A 16958-nucleotide genomic window follows, 5' to 3' on the forward strand; every position below is an offset into this window, starting at 1 on the left:
AATGACTACTACCACCGAAAACAAGACCGAAACCCTGCACCGCAACGCCCAAGGCCACATGGTGCCGCAGAGCCTGATCAAGCCTATCGACCTGCTGCGCGATGAAGTGGTGCGCAAGCAGATTGCCATCGCGCTGGAGCTCAAGCTGCACATGGCCGCCACCAAAATCCAGATGCAGCAGGAGCTGGAAGACTATCTGGATCTCAGCGCCAGCGAGTACGGCGTCACTTACGGCGGCGCCAAGGGCAACATCACCCTCACCTCGTTTGACGGCTCCATGAAAGTCGAGCGGGCCATCGGCGAGCATCGGGTTTTTGATGAACGGATCCAGGCTGCCAAGGCGCAAATCGATGCCTGCATCGAGCGCTGGTCAGAAGGTTCAAACGACAAGATTGTCGCCCTGGTTGACCATGCTTTTCGCGTCAACAAGCAAGGCAAGATCGATGTGAATCAGGTGCTAAGCCTGCGCAATCTGGCCATTGAAGATGCCGAGTGGAAGGCGGCTATGGACTCCATCGCCGATGCCATCACCACCGTCAGCAAGAAGGAATATATCCGCCTCTACCAGCGCGAGCCGTCTGGCAAGTACGTGGCAATCAACCTCGACTGGGCAAAGTTGTAGTGGAGTTTGAAACCCGCTATGGCCCGCTGTACGTCACCCGCCACGCCATCGAACGCTGGGTGCAACGTACCGGCCGCAGCGAATTGGAAATGCTGGGCGCCCTGTCACGGGCTTGGCGCCCAAGCAAACGCCAGCTGCGGCGGATCCGGCAGCGCGAGGCGGGATGGAGCCCGCGCCGGATCCTCGAATGTGACGATGCCTATTTCATCTTGAAGAACGGTTCCATCGTCACCGTGTACGACAAGCAACAAACCAGATTTGAACAGGAGTTACACCATGGCTAATGCAGTGTTGAAGGGCGACGAGATCGCCCACCAAGTCGCAAAGAACCCAAACGGTTATCTGGCACTGGCCACCCAGGGCGCCCAGCTGGAGCGTGAAGAGCGTTATGCCGCCGCGCTGGAGATGTGGAAGGCCGCCGCCAAGGCTGCCAAGAACCAGCTCAACGTGGAGTATGCCCGCCAGCGTGCCGCGTTCTGCCTGACCTGCATCCACCGCTTTGGCAAGAGGGCCGCGTGATGGCTATCAGCAAAGAGCAATGGCAGGCCATCGCGGCCGAGCTGAAGTCTGGTTGGGTATCGATGTTGTTCAGACTGCATGGGCATGAGGTCTATGTCACCCGTGAGCGCAAGAGCGAAAGCACCACCGTTCTGGCGGTGTATATCGATGGCTCTATCAAAGGCGCATGGATGAAGGTGCTCGAAGATATCGATCCGGCAGATGAGTTTATGAACAAGGTGGTCAAGCAGGTTTTCTTCCACAAGTTCCACAAACGCTATGGCAAGAAACAGCTGGAGGAGTACGCCAAGTGCAAGCGTCAGTGTGGAGCAAAGTTTGCCAATGAGCTGTATGGCAAGGATCCGGAAAAGCAGGGAACAACCTATCTGTTCCCCGCCTTCGGCAGCAGCACGGCGCTGGTGCGCCAGTTCAAGAAGATCGAAGGGATGGAGCTGGTCAGCGAACTGAAAGAGGTGGCCGCATGAAAATAAGCCGCCGCACCTTTCGCATCCTCGCCGTGGTGTGGGGATTGGTCTGGGCCGTGCTGATTGTCGGCGCCGTCCAGTTCGTCAAGCACGCATAGGAGCAAGCCATGGAACGCGTCATCAACCTGCTGAACACCAGCGTGACCGATGCCAAGTCGAGCCTTGATTGCATCATCGAGCAGAACCCGAAGCAGGCCCAGCAAGAAGCCCAGCTGGCCATCGACTTTATCAACAACCAGGGCAGCGCAGAGCACCACAAATCACGGTTGGCCATGCTGACCACCATCGTCAACAAGGCGCGTAAACGCCTCAAGCAGTAAGCGAAACCATGCCGGGCAGTGCTCGGTATGGTCTGCCCAGCGTGGTGGCTGGGCACTGATGAGCAGCCGACCGGGCCCGGTCATAACCCACTCCTGAAACCAGAGAGGACGCTATGACCAGAGAAGTGCTGAACAACCTGTTAAACCGGCTCTATGGCGAGATGACCATAGCGCTGAATTGGAAAGAGAAGCTGGTGCTGCAGCGCCGCTTTATCGCCCTGTCGCGGGGCGCCAGAAAGTACCGCGCACATGATCTTGCCGGTGATGCCCTGCGCGGCGCCGAGCAATTGCTGGCAGAACTGGAGGCAGAACGCCTGCAGGGGATGAATGGCAAGGGGGCCGTATGCACGGTGAATACACGCCATTGATGAAAGATGGGCTGCTGCAAAAGCGGCTCGAAAGCGGCAAGGCCCGCATCGATGCAGAAATGGGACTGGAGAAGTTCTGCACCGGCTGCTGCGACTACTGGCCACAAGATACCGCCTTCTGGTCTGTGCGCAATCACCCGAACGCGCCAGACGGCCTGCAGCACTACTGCAAGGCCTGCGAATCAGAAGGCAACGCCGAGCGAAAGAGGAAATACCGCCATGGCCCTGACCCGCTACCAGCGCAGGATGGTGAATTACGTCAAAGCAAACAAGCCGTGTTACGCAAAGCGCCGCCACAAAGGCATGAGCAAAGCCGAGCTGCGTGAACTGGAAGAGCAGGCCGATGGCGTCGCTATCGCCTGGTTAGACCAAACGGTACCGCGCTGGCGTGAAGGCCAGCCACCCAAGACCAATAAAGTGATTGTGACCGCCTCGGCGGATGAGGATGAAGACGATGAACATTAAATCTCGCTGCAAAATGACTGAATCAAGATTAGCGCGAATGAAAAAAGAGGTGTTGGCCGTTCCGCTCTGGAACCATATGACGGGCGGCGAGCTGGCCGATGTGCTTGGTTACAACAGCCAGTATGTTTCTGGCGCTCTGGCAAAGCTGCGTGCTAGGGGTGAAATCGAGGTGGCCAGCCCCATCACTCTTCTCAAGATCCGCCGCTATCACCAGCTGAACAAGCTGCTGGAAAATCCAAGAGGAAATCATCATATCGATGCGCTGACCGTTGAGATTTATGGCAATAACGGCAAGTTTCGTGAGACCTCTCGCCGCAGCCAACTGCGTGAACTGATTGCAGACTGCAAAAACGCAGGTTTTCCTGTACCGCATGAAAGCCGAATTTTCAGTGAATATCCGAGTTCAGGAAAGGTAAGCCAGAAGAAAATGACACTGAGCTATATTCCGTTGTCAAAGGTTGACCCTGACCACCTCGCCCAGTTCGTCAACATCTGCCAGATAAACGGGGGCCGCCATGCAGCCTGATGCCAAGCGCTTGCTCAAGATTGTGCAGGTCGGCCGCCGCGAACTGGGGCTGGATGAAGAGGACTATCGCGCACTGCTGGAATCCGTGACCGGCGCCCGCTCTGCCAAGGGGTTGAGCGCGGCCAAGCTCGATGCCGTCATCACCGCCATGAAGGGGCTGGGGTTCAAGGTCAAAGGGGGCGCCCAGGTTGCTGGGCGCCGCTCCCCGCCCAGTTCGGCCAAAGTGCAGGCGCCGGAGGTGCGCAAGATTCGCGCCATCTGGATCACCATGTACAATGACGGTTTCGTGCGCGATGGCTCGGAGGATGCGCTGGGCAGCTACATCAAGCGGATGACCGCCAACGCCAACGGCGGAGCCGGTATCGCAAGGCCGGAGTGGCTCACCTCGGCGCAGGCCGAGCGGGTGCTGGAGGCGTTGAAGAAGTGGCATATCCGCCTGATGACCTCCGCCATTATCGAGCGCGGGGATAAGGTGCCGGTCAGTAACTCGCACCGGTTGGATGCGATGCCGGGTTATGACCTGATCCGCCAAGCCTATGAAAACCCCGGCTGGCGGCCAGCGCAGATAATGGTGATCGATGGCAGCAAGCTGGTGAATGGATAGAGGGAAAAAATTATGTGTAACTGTCAAATGATGGCCCGTGACTTTTCAGAAACTCAAGACGGGGCATTTGCTGCAAGCATTCATGCTCCACTCTGCGAAGACTTCAAACAGCTAAAGTTCTTAAGAGTGACGTTCGACCTTGGCTGTTTTGTTGTTCCAGCTGATGAAGTTGACTCTGTATGTGAGAACATTGATGGCCCATACAAGGTAGAGGCATTGATGCTTACGCAAGACCAGTTCGATAAACTTCCAGAATATGATGGTTAAAAGGATCAACACGATGAACAACCAAACTGAACAACTGGATCTCTATGTGGCACGGGGTGTGGCGCTTGTCGGTGCCTTTGTCACTCTGCTGATGATCATCGGCCCGCTGTACTTTCTCTATTACATGCTCGAAGGCTTCTCACCCATCCATGAATGGGGTCGCTTGTCGCTCTCTCTGTTTGCCCTTGTTACCCTGTTTATGGTTGGGGTGATGCGGGTGAAGGGCGGCATGCCGTGGCCAGTGTGCATCATCATGCCGCTGGTCCAGATTGGCGGGCTGGTCTATCTCACCAGCGGTTGAATTGGGCGCCCAGATCCACTGCGTTATCATACCAACACCCGGCATCGTCCGGGTGTTGCTTTATCTGGCGTTTGCATACCGTTTGGGGGCCCTATGAAAGATGCGCACGACCACCAATCCGTTGACCTGTTTGGCGTAGGCGTTGACCTTGACGCCATCGATCCTGAAACCTACCGCATGCTGAGCGATGAAACCGCCCCGGGCTGGAGCGAGCAGCTGCGCGCCATGTTCGACACTATCGAGCATGTGGTGGCGGCGCACCGCGAATCCCCCATGCTGTCGTTCGTTATGCTCTCCGAGTTCTGCCGCACCTTCGGCGGGGCCCCCTTCTACGTGCCGAACGGCAAAACGCTGGCGACCGTGCTGCGCTCCATCCAGATCTGGAAAGAGTTCAACGGCAAGAACCAGTTCGAGCTGTCGCGTAAATTCGGGGTATCGGTGCGGGAAATTCAATTTGTGCTGGCACGTATGCGCCGCAGTGAATTGCGTAAAGTCCAGCCGGATATGTTCACCGGACTGGACCCGGTTGCTGATGGTCACGGTCGGCGTAATGGTCGGGCGTATTAACAGACAATTCGATATTAAATAGAGGCGGCCAGATAGGCCGCTTTTATTTTGTCTGTGATTTATACGATATCCGTCAGTACAACCAGTCACCATATAAAAAGCACACTTGACGAAATTCATTATTTCTCAGGTGTGCTATGTCCATCTATGCGCTTATCAAATACGAAGAGGGTTGGCGCGAAAAGCCCTATCTCTGCACCGAAGGTTATCCCACTGTGGGTTATGGTTTTCGTATCGGCCCGAAAGGCGCAGACATAAAGCTCTATCAATTCATCCTGCCATTAAGCGTCGGCAACATATGGCTTGATGAGATTCTCGCAAGCAAAGAAAAAGAGATGCGCACCATCCCGCATCTGGCCGATGCGCTCGATACCTGCGCGCCATACCCTGCCCGTACTGCGGTGCTGCAATCCATGGCCTATCAGCTGGGGGTGAAGGGGCTTGGCAACTTCAAGAACACCCTCGCCGCCGTGGCCCGTGGCAACTGGGACAAGGCCGCTGCCGGAATGCTCGATAGCCGCTGGGCCAAGCAGACCCCCAAGCGGGCACAGCGCCACGCTGAACAGATGCGCACCGGCCGCTGGGCCAGCGTCTATGGGGGCTGATATGGGCCGCAACTGGGAGTGGAGTTTTAACCATGGCCGCGAGCAGAGGCTGAAACGGGAGCGCGAGGCGGCCGAACAGGGCATCGCCGAGTGCGATGTCGATCGCAGCGTGCCGCTCCACAGCCATGACGGCACCATGCAAAGCCTATTTAAAAAAGGATGGAACTCGGTAACACAGACCGACATCTACGCCGTCCGCAACCAACACCGCTTCAATATCCTCACCACCTGCAACGGCAAGGCCGCAGAGCACTGCGCCAGGCTGCGTGCGCTTTTCAAGAAGGATGAACCCTCATGCCACTCCCGTTAATCCCCGCACTGGCCGCGCTGGCGGTGCAGCAGGGCCCCGCCATGATCCGGGGTATCGCCAGCCTGTTTGGTGGCAGCGCCACCGCGAACAAGGTGGCCGATATGGTCGAGCAGGTATCGGGCATCAACCTGACCGCTGCCCAGCAGCAAGCAGCCATTGAGGACCAGCTCAGCCGCATCACCGATCCGACTGCCCTGGTCGAGCTGCAAAAGATCAAGGTAGAGCTGGAGAAGGAGCAGACCCGCCGCCGCGAGTTGGAAACCGCCGACCTGCAGGCCGAACAGGCCACCACCCAGCAGACCATTCGTGATGGTGACGGCGCCAAAGATGAATACGTGCGCCACACCCGCCCGCTGATGGCGCGCCAGAGCTGGCAAGCCGGGGCGCTCTATATCGTGCTGTTCACTGTGCTGAGCGCCTTTGGCCATGGCACCGGCCCTGATTTCGAAATGGCCATGCTGATGCTCACCCCGGCTTGGGCCTATATGGGCCTGCGCACCCTAGACGGTTTCGCCCCCCATCCCAAGGCCAGCGGCCAGAAGGTGGGCGCGGTGATCACCGGCACTGTCTCCAAGCTGCTGACGAGGGGCAAATGACCGACCTGTTTGATCGCGCACAACAACAAGAGCAGGAGTTTCGCGAGCGGGCTATCGCCAACGCGCGGCACCACCGCCAGGAACAACCGGATCAGGACGAGCACGGGAATCGCTTTTGCCTGAGCTGTGGGGAGCAGATCGCCGCCGCGCGACTGCAGGCCGAACCGGATGCGGTGCGCTGCGTACCGTGCCAGAGCCGTAATGAGAAAGCGGGGAGACATCGCTATGGAGTTTGACTGGATCCCCAAGTGGTGGGGGGTGATTACCACGGCCGCAGCAATTCTGGCGACCATCGCCATGCTTTGGCTGAGCAAAACCTTTGCCCGCCGCGAGGACTTGAACAAGGTGGAAACGACCATGGCTGACCACAGCACCCGCCTCGCCGCTCTCGAAGATAAAGTCGAATCCCTGCCAACGCGGGATGAAGTCAACGCGCTGCGCCTTGAAATGGCCGAGATGCGGGGTGATATCAAAGCCCTGCATGAGGCCCTGCGCCCGGTCAATCACGTCGCACAGCTGCTGCTTGAGCAGCGTTTAAACGAAAAATAAACGGGGGTTATATGTCATTCAAAGAGCTTGTTACCGAAGATCAGCGTCTGGTGATGCTGCGCTCACTGCATGAAATGCCGGGTTATGAGGCCAACGAATCGATCCTCGACTCATGCCTCGACCAGTACGGCCACAAGATCAGCCGCGATGCGGTGCGCACCCACATCAGCTGGCTGGCCGAACAGGGGCTGATCACCCAGCGCGAACTGGGCAACACCCTGATCGCCAAAATCACCGGCCGCGGGATTGATGTCGCCACTGGCGCCGCCACCGTGCCGGGTGTCAAGAAACCGCGTCCGGAGTGATGACCATGAACAAGATGAAAAGTGCCCTGGTTGGTCTGCTGCTTGGTGGGCTTGGTGGTTTTTCACCGCTGATGCTGCGTAATTGGTCTGGCCCTGCCTCGCTGGATGAAGCAATCGAGCGTCACGTTCGAGTGGTACGGCGCGCCAGTCGCTACCGCCCAACCTTCAATGGTCGCCAGCCTTCGGTCAAGCGTGCCAATCGTCAGGCCAAGGCGCAACGCGCCCAGCGCCGAGCTCGTCGGCTTGGTCATGCGTAAGGAGCTGCTATGAAAAAAACTATCATCCTGCTCTGCTGCGCCCTGCTGGGTGGCTGCATTGAGCATGCACAGTCAGGCAGCGAGCAGCAGAAAGGGCCGCAACAGGTTGATAAATACACCGTTGATCATAGGTTCAGTGTCTGGCATGACGATAAGCGCAACGTTACCTGCTGGATTTATTACTTCAACAGCAATAAGAGCATTTCATGCTTGCCTGATCGCCAATTGACAGGTGTCCAGTGAAAAGCCGCCTGCTAGATATCACCGCCATGATTGGCGTCGGCTACCTGCTGGCGCTGGTGCTGTTTGGCGATCCGGTCACCGCATTGTGGGGCTGCACCGCCCCGCTGATTGACAAGCTGCTGGGGTAACCATGACCACCAAGAAGAACACCAAGAGCAAGATCCAGCAGCTGCCGGACGATATCCGCAGCCAGCTGTCGGCGATGATCCGCTCTGGCTCCATGTCGCAGAAGGATATTTTGGCCGAGGTGAATCAGCTGATCGTTGAATCCGGCCTGCCGCCAGAAGAGCAGATCAGCCGCACCGGCCTTAACCGGTTTGCCAAACGGATGGAAGAGGCAGGAAGCCGCATGGCGCAGGCCCGCGAAGTGGCCGAGGTCTGGACGGCAAAGCTGGGTCAGGCCCCTACCTCAGAGGTGGGCAAGCTGCTGCAGGAATTCGTGCGCACCATGGCGTTCGAAACCTCCATGAAGATGATGGATGCCAGCGACGGCGAAGAGGGCAAGATGATTGACCCGAAATCGCTGGGCCAGCTGGCCCTCGTTATCCAGCGGGTGGAGCAGGCCGCCATGACCAGCCACAAGGTCGAGAAAGAGATCCGCGCCGCGTTCGCTGCCGAGGCAGCCAATGCCGCCGAGAAGATTGTGAAGCAGGCAGGGCTGACGGCCGAGACCGCCGCCCAGATTAAGCAGCAGATCCTGGGGATTGCGTGATGAACCATCTGACTCAAGCCGAAAACGAACTACGCAATCAGTCAGCGGCCGCCATCATAGGCGGCCAGTTCGATCCCAACGAAGTGCTGCTGCCCTATCAGAAGCGCTGGATCGCTGACCAGGCAAAAATCAAGATTGCCGAGAAGTCGCGGCGAACCGGCCTTACCTGGGCAGAGGCAGCAGATGCCGCGCTCAATGGTTCCATGTCTACCGCCGCTGGCGGTTGCGATACCTTCTATGTCGGCACCACCAAGGATATGGCCCGCGAGTTTATAGAGGCCGCCTCTATGTGGGCCAAGGCTTACGACTTTGCCGCCACGGAGATCGGCGAAGAGGTGCTGGAGAGCGAAGACAAAGACATTCTGGTCTATGTCATCAACTTCGCCAGCGGCTTCAAAATCAAGGCGCTGTCATCGAATCCCAGCAACTTGCGGGGTATGCAAGGCAACGTAGTAATCGATGAAGGGGCCTTTCACAAAGACCTTGCCGCTATCCTCAAAGCCGCCAACGCCTTGACGATGTGGGGTAGCAAGGTGCGCATCATCTCGACCCATAACGGTATCGAGAACCTGTTCAATACCCTGATCACCGAAACCCGCGCAGGCAAGCGCAAAAGCTACTCTGTTCACCGCATCGACATCGAAACCGCCTGTAACGAAGGGCTTTACAAGCGGATCTGTCAGGTCAAGAAGAAAGAGGAGTGGAGCGAAGAGGGGGAGCGCAAGTGGCTGCAAGAGCTGCTCTCAGACTGCGCCACCGAAGAGGACGCACGGGAGGAATACTACTGCGAGCCCAAGAGCGGCGGCGGTGCCTACCTGCCACGTGGCCTGCGCGAACGGGCGTGCCGGGTCGATGGGCCTGTGCTGCGATTTACCGGATCTGACGCCTTCAACCGCGCCGGTGAATCGGAGCGCAATGCCGAAATGAAGGAGTGGCTGGAGGCCGAAGTCTTCCCCGAGCTGATGAAGCTGGATCGCAGCCATCGCCACGCCCTGGGCGAAGACTTCGCCCGTTCCGGTGACCTGACGGTATTCGCACCCATTGAGGTGTTGCCGGATACCCGCCGGCGGGTGCCGTTCACCGTCGAGCTCAAGAACACCCCGTTCAAGCAGCAGGAGCAGGCGCTCTATTTTATCTGCGATCGCCTGCCACGCCGCGATGGTATCTGGCTCGATGCCCGTGGCAATGGCCAGTATCTGGCCGAACAGGCCGCCTATCGCTACGGCCAAGAGGTGGTGCAGGTGATGCTGTCGGTCGGCTTCTACCGCGAGAATATGCCGCGCTTCAAGGCGGCGTTTGAAGATGACGAGCTGGAGCTACCGCGCCACGAAGACATCATCACCGACTTGGGGCAGATCCAGATCTACCGTGGCACCCCCGGCATTGACGACAGTCGCACCCAGGGCAGCGATGGCAACAAGCGCCACGGTGACTCGGCGGTCGCCATTTTTCTGGCCTATCTGGCCAGCCGGGCTGAAAACCATATTTACGAGCTGCACCGCATCGCCAAGGTGGGGGCGCCAGCAAAAGACAACGATGGCCAGCGGCAGATGAACCTGACCCGTGGCCTGCGAAGCGGAGGCGGATTACTGTGACCACCATTCTCGATAGCCGGGGCAATCCCATCAAACCCGACAAGGCGGTGCTGCGCGAGAATATCGCGGAGGCCCATATCACCAGCGTGCGCAACCCGCGCCCCGCGTCAGTGGCCAGCACCATCACCCCGCAGCGCCTCGCTGGCCTGCTGCGATCGGTGGTGGATGGCAACAACCCGCAGGATTACATGACGCTGGCGGAGGAGATCGAAGAGCGGGATCTCCATTACGCATCCGTGCTGCGCACCCGCAAGCTGGCTGTGGCCGCGTTGCCGCCCAGCGTGGAGGCAGCCAGCGACGATGCCAACGACCAGCGACTGGCTGATGAAGTGCGCCAGCTGATGGAAAGCGACCAGATCCCCGAGCTGTTCTTCGACCTGCTCGATGGCTTGGGCAAGGGGATGGGGGTCTGTCAAATCCTGTGGGATACCAGCGGCGGCCGCTGGACGCCGAGCGATTACAGCTGGGTTGACCCCCGCTATCTGCGCCCCGATGCCGAGACCCTGAGCAAGATCCTGCTTATCAGCGACGATGCGCCCCAGGGCAAGCCGCTGGAGCCCTACAAATTCATCGTGCATCTGCCGCGCACCAAGTCAGGCAGCATCTGGCGCAACGGCCTGACCCGCCTGTGCGCCGTGATGTATATGCTCAAGTCCTTCACCGTGCGCGACTGGTGGGCGTTTGCCGAAGTGTTCGGCATCCCCATTCGGGTGGGCAAGTACGGGGCGAACGCCACGCCGGAACAGATTGCCACCCTCAAGACGGCGATCGCTACCATCGCCAGCGATGCGGGCGCGGTGATCCCCGAGTCGATGATGATTGAGCTGGTCGAGACCGCAAAGGGGAACGGCGGCGATACCCTGTTCGAGAACATGGCCCGCTGGGCAGACGAGCAGACCAGCAAGGCGGTGCTTGGCCAGACCATGACCACCGACGATGGCAGCAGCAGGGCGCAGGCCACCGTGCATAACGAGGTGCGGCTGGATATCGCCAAGTGGGATGCCCGCCAGCTGGAAGCCACAATCAACGAGTACCTGGTCAAGCCTTTCATCGTGCTGAACTGGGGCGTGCAGAAGGCGTACCCCCGCGTCTGCATCCGGGTTCCGGAGCCGGAAGACCTCAAGCTGATTGTCGATAGCATCACCCCGCTGATTGATCGCGGGATGCGGGTCAGCGAAAGCGAACTGCGTGACAAGTTCGGGCTGGCCGACCCCGATGCGAAAGAGGCCGTGCTGCAACCCATGTCAGTGATGGAGGCCGCCGCCGTGCAGCCGGTGGCCATGAACCGCCAGCAGCACCAACCGCAACAGCGCTTGGCCATCAACCGCATCCAGCAGCCCAGCGAGCAGGCTATCGAGCAGCTGACCGAAGAGGCCATGAGCGACTGGGTAGAGGTGGGCGGCGAAGACTTTATGAACCCGATCCTCGAATTGGCGGCCACGGCCACCACCTTCGAAGAGTTCAACGATGGCCTGCTCAAGCTGCAAGAGAGCCTGACCGCCGAGCAGTTCACCCCGCAGCTGGCCGATTACCTGTTCCGGATGCGTGGCATGGGGGATGTGCAAGATGCCTGAACCCAAGGCCTCGGCCTTTCCGCCCAAGGTGGCGCTCGACTGGTTCAAGAAAAAGGGGCTGCAGCCCGGCTTTGACTATCGCGACGTGTGGAAGGAGGAACACAGCAACGCCTTCACCGTCGCCAAGATGCTCAACGCCGATCTGCTGGTCGAGGTGCGGGCCCTGGTCGAGCAGGCGCTGGAGCAGGGTCAGACCTATCAGCAGTTCGCTGCCGTGCTCAAACCGCTGCTGGTAAAATCAGGTTGGTGGGGCATTCAGGAGATGGATGACCCGCTGACCGGTGAAACCAAGCCGGTACAACTGGGCAGTGAAGGGCGGATAAAGATTATTTACCGCACCAACATGCGCACCGCCCGCGCAGCTGGCCAGTGGCAGCGCATCGAGCGCACCAAGCGGGCCATGCCCTATCTCACCTACACAATCGGCCCGGCACGGGAGCACCGCGCCCTGCACCTGAGTTGGCGCGGCATTACACTGCCGGTGGATGATCCCTGGTGGCAAACCCATATGCCGCCCAACGGCTGGGGCTGCCACTGCGGGGTGCGCCAGATCAGCAAGTTCGAATACGCCAAGCTGCAGGGGGATAGCGGCTTCAAGTTCGCCGCGCCGAACGATGGCACCAGCGAGTGGGTGAACAAGCGAACCGGCGAAGCGGAGGTGCTGCCCAAGGGCATCGAGCCGGGGTGGGATTACAACCCGGGCAAGCGCCGCGAGCAGGCGTTGCAAGCTGACCTGAAAGCCAAGGAGCAAACATTGCGCCAAACGCTCTCTAAGCCGCTGTGAGCGTTCTTGGCTACCAGCGCACGAACAATTACCCAGCTTTTGAATCTGAGTCGATTTAAATCGGTTTTAAAGATGGTGTGTGGTGGTGTCGAAGGTGCTGTTTTCGGCCTGCGCCACCATCCTCCCCATCACCCCGTTTATCATTCCTGCGGTCAGCATTGCCCGATCACATTGGCAAGCTGACCCGCCATCTGTATCCTGTGATGACCGGTCATCACCGTGTTCACCCTCTCCACCTCCTTGCCATCCCCCTCTGATTAGCGCGAAAAGCGTCATTACAGACCGCTCCCCAATCCGGCCCATTATCGATTCGTCCAAACATTTGTTCACCCAACCAACCGCCACCCGGCAGGAGGTTGTTATGTGACGGAGCGATCATGCACCACCAACGTATCCATAAAGCCATCTGCTTTGACATGTCCCGCATGGTGGCAGAAGAACAGGGATTGTGGCTGCCGTTAATCCCGGCTGGTCAATTCTCTGGTCGAGATGGTCGCAGCTGGAATAACTCCGACCCTGATGGCGTGGTAGCTCAGTTCGATATGAAGCTGCCATTCGATGTTGAACACGCGACCGAAACCCGCGTAGGCAACACCGAGGCGGTCGGCTGGATTGTCGAGCTGCAAAACCGCACAGGCGAAATCTGGGGCCGTGTGGAATGGAATGGCGCAGGCAGCGAATTGCTGGAGGAGAAGAAGTTCGGCTTCTATTCGCCAGCGTTTGATTACTTCAGTGATAGTCGCGAAGTCTTCGCGATGCTCAGCGCTGGCCTGACCAACAAGCCAAATCTCTATGTCCCCGCTCTAAACCACCAAGAGGATCACACTGTGAAACTGCCCCTTGTCCTGACCCAGCTGCTGGGCCTGGCTGAGGATGCCACTGCCGAACAGGCCGTGACAGCCATCAACGCCATGCAAGCGCAGCAACAGATTGCACTGAACGCCCAGCAGGACCCGACCAAGTTCGTCCCTGCTGCCACCCATCAGCTGGCCCTGAACCGCACTCAGGAGCTGGAATCCAAGCTGGCCGAGATCGAAAAGTCAAAGGTCGATGCGCTGGTCGATGCTGCCATTGCCGAAGGAAAGGTCGCTCCGGCTGACAAGGCGATGTATGTCGGCCTCTGCAGTACCGAAGCAGGCCGCGAGCAGTTCACCGCATGGTGCGGCCGTGCTCCTGTCATCGCCGATGCCAGCAAGGTGAAGACCACCACCGAACAAACTACCGGTGCCCTGAGCGCTGACGAACTGGCCCTGTGCCGCAAGATGGGCCAAAAGCCCGAAGAGTTCCTGGCTGCCAAGCAAGCCATGAAAGCCAAACAAGGGGAGTAATCCATCATGGCATTTACCGAAGCGCAAATTCTGGAGGCGCTGACCGTCTCCATGTCAGCCGCCTACACTCGCGGGCTGGGTTATATCAACCCGCAGTGGAATCGCGTGGCCACTCAGGTTCCCAGTGCTGGCAGTTCCAACTTTTATGGCTGGCTGAAAGATCTGCCTGCCATCAAGGAGTGGCTGACTGACCGTCAGCTGGTCGAAGTCGGTAGCCATGGCTATCAGATCCTCAACAAGACCTTTGAGTCTTCCATCGTCATCAAGCGCGAAGACGTGGAAGACGACCAGATCGGCAAGTATTCGATCATCTCCGAAAACTTCGGTCGAGAAGCGGCCATGTTCCCGGACAAGAACGTGTATGCCCTGCTGGCTGCGGGGTTCACCACCCTCTGCTATGACGGTCAGAACTTCTTCGATACCGATCACCCGCTCGATACCTCTCCGGCCACCACCTTCAGTAACGTGGTAGGTGATCCGGCAACCGATACTGGCCCGGCATGGTTCGTCATCGACGATATGCAGGTGGTCAAGCCGATCGTGTTCCAGGAACGCCGGCCGTTCGACTTCCAGACCATGAACGCAACCAGCGAATACACCTGGTTCAACAACAAGTTTGCGGCGGGCGTTGACGGTCGTCATGGCTATGGCTTCGGCTTCCCGCAGACTGCCATCGGCTCCAAGGCCGTGCTGGATGAAGCGAACTTCGAAGCGGCCAAGACCAAGCTGGCCAACATGAAGAAGTCCAACGGCACCCCCATCGGTACCATGGCGCGCATTCTGGTCGTCGGCCCGAGCAACGAAGCGGCAGCCCGCAAGCTGATCAAGCGCGAGTACCTCGATAACGGCGAGAGCAACATCTACTACAACAACGTCGAGATCGTGGTTAGCCCGTACCTGGTCTAACCGAATCGACCGCCCCGGCATAGCCGGGGCCTCTTTCAACCAGATGGCGGTGGAGCTGTATAGCGTCGAAGCCGCCATCAAAGAGGGTGATGTGATGCCAACAGTAAGCAAGCCAGTCTCTGCCGCTGCCTGGATTCAGATCTCTGCTGCCACATCAGGTTATGTCGAGAATCAGGGGCCATCTGCGGTCAAGTATCGGTCTTCCACCGCCTTGCCTGCTGCGTCTGACACCATGGGGCATCTTCTCAAGTCAGGTGATGCCATTGGCTGGTCACGCTCTGCCGCAGAGAATCTGTATGCCAGAACGATTTCTGGCACGGCTGAACTGATTATCACCGAGGGCTGATCCATGTTCTTCAATGCGCCTCCAATCGTTCAGCAAAGCGGTCCTGTAGTCCTGCCAACCCGCAAGAAAAGCGAGGTGCGCTGGTCTGGTCTGGTCGGGAAATCCATCGCCGGTGATACCAACGTGGATCTGGTTGCCTATCTCAAGGCCTTGCCTGTACCGGCTTCTGGTTCGCTGGCGCCGTTCTTCAATACGACCAGCAACAAGCTGAACGTCTACAACGACAACGCCAGTGTGGCGTTCAAGTTGAATCTGGAAGGGAGTTGGTCAAGCGGAAGTACCAACCGATCCATGCAGCTGGATTTCGTGGGTACCAACGGCAACCGTCTGGTGGCCAGTCGGGATGTGGCAGTGACCACGGACGTTATCACCCTGGCGACCTTCTTCTCGATCGACAAGGCAGGCTTTATCGCCCTCAACGGTACTAAGCCGGTGATCCGCAGCAATGGCGGCACGTTCAACCTTACCGGCGTGCTGCTGATCGCCGAGCAAATTACCACTGAAACCGTGATATCAGCGGTTTAAACACCCTTTACAGGAGCATTGAAATGGCCCCGAAAAAGAAAGTTACCACAACCGGTGACGACAAAAGCCAGCAGCTGGCAGCTGCAGCAGTGGATCAAAGTGCCGAGCTGGTTCAGGCGCAAGCCGAACCGTTGCAATCCGTAGCGCTGGAGCAAGCCGCCGAAGCTCAGGGTGTGGATCTGGTTGCCGAGCAGGCCGCCAAGCAAACCGAGATGATCGCCGCAGAAGAGGCGCGACAGGCACTGGCTGAGCCGGTGACCGAGCAGGAGATTAATCAGCTGGCGACGAATATCAACTTGAAGGCGCTGGGCATTGAGAAGGTACCGCAGCAGCAGGACAACGCCGACTGGCTGCTCGGCCAGTTCGACGTCAAGGCCAAGTCACCGGCCGGTTTCTGGCGCTGTGGCATCCAGTTCCTGCACTCCAGCGCGACCCGAGTCTTTGTGGTGACTGCCAAGGCGGATGTTCCGCACGACCACAGTTGCGAGATTCCGTGCTGCTACCTGACATGTGAAGAGGCCCTGAGAGTTCATGAAGATCAGTGGCTGGTCTGCACCGAATATGAAGTGATGGGCGTTTAACCATGGCCATCTACGCGACGAAGCAGGATCTGGAAGACCGCGACGGCTCGATGCTCTACAACTTCGCGCTCGACCGCAGCACCCAGACCATCAATGACGTCTGGATTGATGAGGCATTGGCCACCGCCGATGACGAAATCAATGGCTACCTTGCCCGTCGCTATGTGCTGCCGCTGCCTACCGTGCCTTCCTTGCTCAAGCGTCAGGCCGTGGTCATCGCTTTCTACTGGTTGGCCGACCGCGACACTCAGGCCACCAACCTGCTGGAAGAGCGATACAAGAAGGCCATCGCCAAGCTGGAAGAGATAGCTGAAGGCAAGGTGGATCTTGGCCTGCCCACGCCGGATATGCCGCCAGAGGGTAACGTCGGCAAGGTCGAGCTGGTGCAGGAGAACGAGCGCCTGTTCACCCGCAACAGCCTGAAAGGGGTGCTCTGATGGCCGTCTCGGTGCAGGTCTCGACCCGGGGAGAAGAGCTGGCGCGTTATCAGCGCCTGCTCGATACCCTGGGCCGCAACGACTACAAGGCCGAACTGCTTGAAACCATCGGCGCCGTGGTCGAAAGACAGACCCGCCGCCGCATTGAGGACGAAAAGACCGCGCCGGATGGTACGCCCTGGGCGCCCTGGTCAGATGCCTATGCCAAGACCCGCCACGGCGGCCAGAGTCTGCTGCAGGGTGATGGCGATCTGCTCGATAGCATCGAGTATCAGACTGTGA

General features: G+C 58.7%; 33 protein-coding genes and 1 other RNA gene. All 34 read left to right on the forward strand.

The genetic code is table 11. From position 1 onward, the window contains the following. The first annotated feature begins 1 nt into the window (after position 1). Positions 2 to 622 (forward strand): DUF3164 family protein, encoded by a 621-nt coding sequence (locus AACR77_RS16515; protein ID WP_042882853.1) that lies wholly within the window; start codon positions 2 to 4, stop codon positions 620 to 622. Beyond that, the gene (locus AACR77_RS16520) at positions 622 to 906 is read left to right on the forward strand and encodes a hypothetical protein (RefSeq protein ID WP_017410073.1); all 285 of its coding nucleotides are present in this window, start codon (positions 622 to 624) and stop codon (positions 904 to 906) included. Before AACR77_RS16515 ends, AACR77_RS16520 begins: the two co-directional genes overlap by 1 nt. Further along, positions 899 to 1141 carry an ANR family transcriptional regulator gene (locus AACR77_RS16525; protein ID WP_042882855.1) on the forward strand — a complete coding sequence of 81 codons (243 nt, stop codon included), beginning with the start codon at positions 899 to 901 and terminating at the stop codon, positions 1139 to 1141. The genes AACR77_RS16520 and AACR77_RS16525 overlap by 8 nt, the downstream gene beginning before the upstream one ends. Beyond that, on the forward strand, positions 1141 to 1605 hold the full coding sequence (locus tag AACR77_RS16530; protein WP_042882857.1) for a hypothetical protein: 465 nt from the start codon (positions 1141 to 1143) through the stop codon (positions 1603 to 1605). The genes AACR77_RS16525 and AACR77_RS16530 overlap by 1 nt, the downstream gene beginning before the upstream one ends. A gap of 107 nt (positions 1606 to 1712) precedes the next feature. Beyond that, positions 1713 to 1925, forward strand: coding sequence for a hypothetical protein (locus AACR77_RS16535; RefSeq protein ID WP_042882859.1), 213 nt, complete (start codon positions 1713 to 1715; stop codon positions 1923 to 1925). Further along, positions 1924 to 1997: hammerhead ribozyme type II (locus AACR77_RS16540), an RNA gene on the forward strand. The genes AACR77_RS16535 and AACR77_RS16540 overlap by 2 nt, the downstream gene beginning before the upstream one ends. 41 nt (positions 1998 to 2038) lie before the next feature. Next, the gene (locus tag AACR77_RS16545) at positions 2039 to 2293 is read left to right on the forward strand and encodes a hypothetical protein (protein ID WP_042882861.1); all 255 of its coding nucleotides are present in this window, start codon (positions 2039 to 2041) and stop codon (positions 2291 to 2293) included. After that, positions 2269 to 2619: a hypothetical protein gene (locus AACR77_RS16550; RefSeq protein ID WP_197055502.1), complete on the forward strand. Its 351-nt coding sequence runs from the start codon at positions 2269 to 2271 to the stop codon at positions 2617 to 2619. Before AACR77_RS16545 ends, AACR77_RS16550 begins: the two co-directional genes overlap by 25 nt. Continuing rightward, complete coding sequence (locus AACR77_RS16555; RefSeq protein WP_231563272.1) at positions 2597 to 2758, forward strand: hypothetical protein; 162 nt, start codon at positions 2597 to 2599, stop codon at positions 2756 to 2758. Before AACR77_RS16550 ends, AACR77_RS16555 begins: the two co-directional genes overlap by 23 nt. Continuing rightward, entirely contained in the window at positions 2748 to 3284 is a 537-nt protein-coding gene (locus tag AACR77_RS16560; RefSeq protein WP_139739495.1) for a glutaminase, read from the forward strand. Before AACR77_RS16555 ends, AACR77_RS16560 begins: the two co-directional genes overlap by 11 nt. Beyond that, positions 3274 to 3888, forward strand: a complete 615-nt coding sequence (locus tag AACR77_RS16565) for a gp16 family protein (RefSeq protein ID WP_042882867.1) — start codon at positions 3274 to 3276, stop codon at positions 3886 to 3888. The genes AACR77_RS16560 and AACR77_RS16565 overlap by 11 nt, the downstream gene beginning before the upstream one ends. A 12-nt stretch (positions 3889 to 3900) precedes the next feature. After that, a complete protein-coding gene (locus AACR77_RS16570) occupies positions 3901 to 4155 on the forward strand; it encodes a hypothetical protein (RefSeq protein WP_139739494.1) in 255 nt (84 codons plus the stop codon). A 13-nt stretch (positions 4156 to 4168) separates the two neighbouring features. Further along, on the forward strand, positions 4169 to 4456 hold the full coding sequence (locus tag AACR77_RS16575; RefSeq protein ID WP_042882871.1) for a hypothetical protein: 288 nt from the start codon (positions 4169 to 4171) through the stop codon (positions 4454 to 4456). A 93-nt stretch (positions 4457 to 4549) separates the two neighbouring features. Beyond that, positions 4550 to 5023: a Mor transcription activator family protein gene (locus AACR77_RS16580; RefSeq protein WP_052224822.1), complete on the forward strand. Its 474-nt coding sequence runs from the start codon at positions 4550 to 4552 to the stop codon at positions 5021 to 5023. Positions 5024 to 5160: 137 nt separating this feature from the next. After that, the gene (locus tag AACR77_RS23180; RefSeq protein WP_042882873.1) at positions 5161 to 5628 is read left to right on the forward strand and encodes a glycoside hydrolase family protein; all 468 of its coding nucleotides are present in this window, start codon (positions 5161 to 5163) and stop codon (positions 5626 to 5628) included. A 1-nt stretch (position 5629) separates the two neighbouring features. Beyond that, complete coding sequence (locus tag AACR77_RS16590) at positions 5630 to 5938, forward strand: hypothetical protein (protein ID WP_042882876.1); 309 nt, start codon at positions 5630 to 5632, stop codon at positions 5936 to 5938. Continuing rightward, positions 5923 to 6534 (forward strand): hypothetical protein, encoded by a 612-nt coding sequence (locus tag AACR77_RS16595; protein ID WP_042882878.1) that lies wholly within the window; start codon positions 5923 to 5925, stop codon positions 6532 to 6534. The genes AACR77_RS16590 and AACR77_RS16595 overlap by 16 nt, the downstream gene beginning before the upstream one ends. Then, positions 6531 to 6770, forward strand: coding sequence for a TraR/DksA family transcriptional regulator (locus AACR77_RS16600; protein WP_042882880.1), 240 nt, complete (start codon positions 6531 to 6533; stop codon positions 6768 to 6770). Before AACR77_RS16595 ends, AACR77_RS16600 begins: the two co-directional genes overlap by 4 nt. Beyond that, entirely contained in the window at positions 6760 to 7083 is a 324-nt protein-coding gene (locus AACR77_RS16605; RefSeq protein WP_042882882.1) for a DUF2730 family protein, read from the forward strand. The genes AACR77_RS16600 and AACR77_RS16605 overlap by 11 nt, the downstream gene beginning before the upstream one ends. 11 nt (positions 7084 to 7094) lie before the next feature. After that, positions 7095 to 7388: a VpaChn25_0724 family phage protein gene (locus tag AACR77_RS16610; RefSeq protein ID WP_042882883.1), complete on the forward strand. Its 294-nt coding sequence runs from the start codon at positions 7095 to 7097 to the stop codon at positions 7386 to 7388. Between the two features lie 5 nt (positions 7389 to 7393). Beyond that, the gene (locus AACR77_RS16615; RefSeq protein WP_139739493.1) at positions 7394 to 7645 is read left to right on the forward strand and encodes a hypothetical protein; all 252 of its coding nucleotides are present in this window, start codon (positions 7394 to 7396) and stop codon (positions 7643 to 7645) included. Positions 7646 to 7654: 9 nt separating this feature from the next. Next, the gene (locus AACR77_RS16620; RefSeq protein WP_042882889.1) at positions 7655 to 7888 is read left to right on the forward strand and encodes a hypothetical protein; all 234 of its coding nucleotides are present in this window, start codon (positions 7655 to 7657) and stop codon (positions 7886 to 7888) included. Continuing rightward, a complete protein-coding gene (locus tag AACR77_RS16625) occupies positions 7885 to 8016 on the forward strand; it encodes a hypothetical protein (RefSeq protein WP_269429296.1) in 132 nt (43 codons plus the stop codon). The genes AACR77_RS16620 and AACR77_RS16625 overlap by 4 nt, the downstream gene beginning before the upstream one ends. Before the next feature lie 2 nt (positions 8017 to 8018). Then, entirely contained in the window at positions 8019 to 8600 is a 582-nt protein-coding gene (locus AACR77_RS16630; RefSeq protein ID WP_042882890.1) for a DUF3486 family protein, read from the forward strand. After that, complete coding sequence (locus AACR77_RS16635) at positions 8600 to 10195, forward strand: terminase large subunit domain-containing protein (protein ID WP_042882891.1); 1596 nt, start codon at positions 8600 to 8602, stop codon at positions 10193 to 10195. The genes AACR77_RS16630 and AACR77_RS16635 overlap by 1 nt, the downstream gene beginning before the upstream one ends. Beyond that, entirely contained in the window at positions 10192 to 11769 is a 1578-nt protein-coding gene (locus AACR77_RS16640; protein WP_042882892.1) for a DUF935 domain-containing protein, read from the forward strand. Before AACR77_RS16635 ends, AACR77_RS16640 begins: the two co-directional genes overlap by 4 nt. Continuing rightward, positions 11762 to 12553: a phage head morphogenesis protein gene (locus tag AACR77_RS16645; protein WP_042882893.1), complete on the forward strand. Its 792-nt coding sequence runs from the start codon at positions 11762 to 11764 to the stop codon at positions 12551 to 12553. Before AACR77_RS16640 ends, AACR77_RS16645 begins: the two co-directional genes overlap by 8 nt. 377 nt (positions 12554 to 12930) lie before the next feature. Next, positions 12931 to 13881 (forward strand): phage protease, encoded by a 951-nt coding sequence (locus AACR77_RS16650; protein ID WP_042882894.1) that lies wholly within the window; start codon positions 12931 to 12933, stop codon positions 13879 to 13881. Positions 13882 to 13887: 6 nt separating this feature from the next. After that, entirely contained in the window at positions 13888 to 14787 is a 900-nt protein-coding gene (locus AACR77_RS16655; RefSeq protein ID WP_042882896.1) for a Mu-like prophage major head subunit gpT family protein, read from the forward strand. A gap of 49 nt (positions 14788 to 14836) precedes the next feature. Further along, a complete protein-coding gene (locus AACR77_RS16660; protein WP_197055499.1) occupies positions 14837 to 15133 on the forward strand; it encodes a hypothetical protein in 297 nt (98 codons plus the stop codon). A gap of 3 nt (positions 15134 to 15136) precedes the next feature. Next, entirely contained in the window at positions 15137 to 15658 is a 522-nt protein-coding gene (locus tag AACR77_RS16665; RefSeq protein WP_052224823.1) for a tail needle knob protein, read from the forward strand. A 23-nt stretch (positions 15659 to 15681) separates the two neighbouring features. Continuing rightward, positions 15682 to 16239 carry a hypothetical protein gene (locus tag AACR77_RS16670; RefSeq protein ID WP_042882898.1) on the forward strand — a complete coding sequence of 186 codons (558 nt, stop codon included), beginning with the start codon at positions 15682 to 15684 and terminating at the stop codon, positions 16237 to 16239. 2 nt (positions 16240 to 16241) lie between these two features. Then, positions 16242 to 16676, forward strand: coding sequence for a gp436 family protein (locus tag AACR77_RS16675; protein WP_042882901.1), 435 nt, complete (start codon positions 16242 to 16244; stop codon positions 16674 to 16676). Continuing rightward, a partial coding sequence (locus AACR77_RS16680; RefSeq protein ID WP_042882903.1) for a phage virion morphogenesis protein occupies positions 16676 to 16958 on the forward strand: 283 nt, incomplete at its 3' end. The genes AACR77_RS16675 and AACR77_RS16680, both read left to right, overlap by 1 nt.

This window comes from Aeromonas sp. ZOR0002 (genome assembly GCF_963866995.1).
Taxonomy (GTDB): Bacteria; Pseudomonadota; Gammaproteobacteria; order Enterobacterales; family Aeromonadaceae; genus Aeromonas; species Aeromonas caviae.

Bases quoted from the DNA above. Each gene is read 5' to 3' on its own strand.
- AACR77_RS16515 (WP_042882853.1), top strand. From the start codon at position 2: ATGACTACTACCACCGAAAACAAGACCGAAACCCTGCACCGCAACGCC.
- AACR77_RS16525 (WP_042882855.1), top strand. From the start codon at position 899: ATGGCTAATGCAGTGTTGAAGGGCGACGAGATCGCCCACCAAGTCGCA.
- AACR77_RS16530 (WP_042882857.1), top strand. From the start codon at position 1,141: ATGGCTATCAGCAAAGAGCAATGGCAGGCCATCGCGGCCGAGCTGAAG.
- AACR77_RS16535 (WP_042882859.1), top strand. From the start codon at position 1,713: ATGGAACGCGTCATCAACCTGCTGAACACCAGCGTGACCGATGCCAAG.
- AACR77_RS16545 (WP_042882861.1), top strand. From the start codon at position 2,039: ATGACCAGAGAAGTGCTGAACAACCTGTTAAACCGGCTCTATGGCGAG.
- AACR77_RS16550 (WP_197055502.1), top strand. From the start codon at position 2,269: ATGCACGGTGAATACACGCCATTGATGAAAGATGGGCTGCTGCAAAAG.
- AACR77_RS16555 (WP_231563272.1), top strand. From the start codon at position 2,597: ATGAGCAAAGCCGAGCTGCGTGAACTGGAAGAGCAGGCCGATGGCGTC.
- AACR77_RS16560 (WP_139739495.1), top strand. From the start codon at position 2,748: ATGAACATTAAATCTCGCTGCAAAATGACTGAATCAAGATTAGCGCGA.
- AACR77_RS16565 (WP_042882867.1), top strand. From the start codon at position 3,274: ATGCAGCCTGATGCCAAGCGCTTGCTCAAGATTGTGCAGGTCGGCCGC.
- AACR77_RS16570 (WP_139739494.1), top strand. From the start codon at position 3,901: ATGTGTAACTGTCAAATGATGGCCCGTGACTTTTCAGAAACTCAAGAC.
- AACR77_RS16575 (WP_042882871.1), top strand. From the start codon at position 4,169: ATGAACAACCAAACTGAACAACTGGATCTCTATGTGGCACGGGGTGTG.
- AACR77_RS16580 (WP_052224822.1), top strand. From the start codon at position 4,550: ATGAAAGATGCGCACGACCACCAATCCGTTGACCTGTTTGGCGTAGGC.
- AACR77_RS23180 (WP_042882873.1), top strand. From the start codon at position 5,161: ATGTCCATCTATGCGCTTATCAAATACGAAGAGGGTTGGCGCGAAAAG.
- AACR77_RS16590 (WP_042882876.1), top strand. From the start codon at position 5,630: ATGGGCCGCAACTGGGAGTGGAGTTTTAACCATGGCCGCGAGCAGAGG.
- AACR77_RS16595 (WP_042882878.1), top strand. From the start codon at position 5,923: ATGCCACTCCCGTTAATCCCCGCACTGGCCGCGCTGGCGGTGCAGCAG.
- AACR77_RS16600 (WP_042882880.1), top strand. From the start codon at position 6,531: ATGACCGACCTGTTTGATCGCGCACAACAACAAGAGCAGGAGTTTCGC.
- AACR77_RS16605 (WP_042882882.1), top strand. From the start codon at position 6,760: ATGGAGTTTGACTGGATCCCCAAGTGGTGGGGGGTGATTACCACGGCC.
- AACR77_RS16610 (WP_042882883.1), top strand. From the start codon at position 7,095: ATGTCATTCAAAGAGCTTGTTACCGAAGATCAGCGTCTGGTGATGCTG.
- AACR77_RS16615 (WP_139739493.1), top strand. From the start codon at position 7,394: ATGAACAAGATGAAAAGTGCCCTGGTTGGTCTGCTGCTTGGTGGGCTT.
- AACR77_RS16620 (WP_042882889.1), top strand. From the start codon at position 7,655: ATGAAAAAAACTATCATCCTGCTCTGCTGCGCCCTGCTGGGTGGCTGC.
- AACR77_RS16630 (WP_042882890.1), top strand. From the start codon at position 8,019: ATGACCACCAAGAAGAACACCAAGAGCAAGATCCAGCAGCTGCCGGAC.
- AACR77_RS16635 (WP_042882891.1), top strand. From the start codon at position 8,600: ATGAACCATCTGACTCAAGCCGAAAACGAACTACGCAATCAGTCAGCG.
- AACR77_RS16645 (WP_042882893.1), top strand. From the start codon at position 11,762: ATGCCTGAACCCAAGGCCTCGGCCTTTCCGCCCAAGGTGGCGCTCGAC.
- AACR77_RS16650 (WP_042882894.1), top strand. From the start codon at position 12,931: ATGCACCACCAACGTATCCATAAAGCCATCTGCTTTGACATGTCCCGC.
- AACR77_RS16655 (WP_042882896.1), top strand. From the start codon at position 13,888: ATGGCATTTACCGAAGCGCAAATTCTGGAGGCGCTGACCGTCTCCATG.
- AACR77_RS16665 (WP_052224823.1), top strand. From the start codon at position 15,137: ATGTTCTTCAATGCGCCTCCAATCGTTCAGCAAAGCGGTCCTGTAGTC.
- AACR77_RS16670 (WP_042882898.1), top strand. From the start codon at position 15,682: ATGGCCCCGAAAAAGAAAGTTACCACAACCGGTGACGACAAAAGCCAG.
- AACR77_RS16675 (WP_042882901.1), top strand. From the start codon at position 16,242: ATGGCCATCTACGCGACGAAGCAGGATCTGGAAGACCGCGACGGCTCG.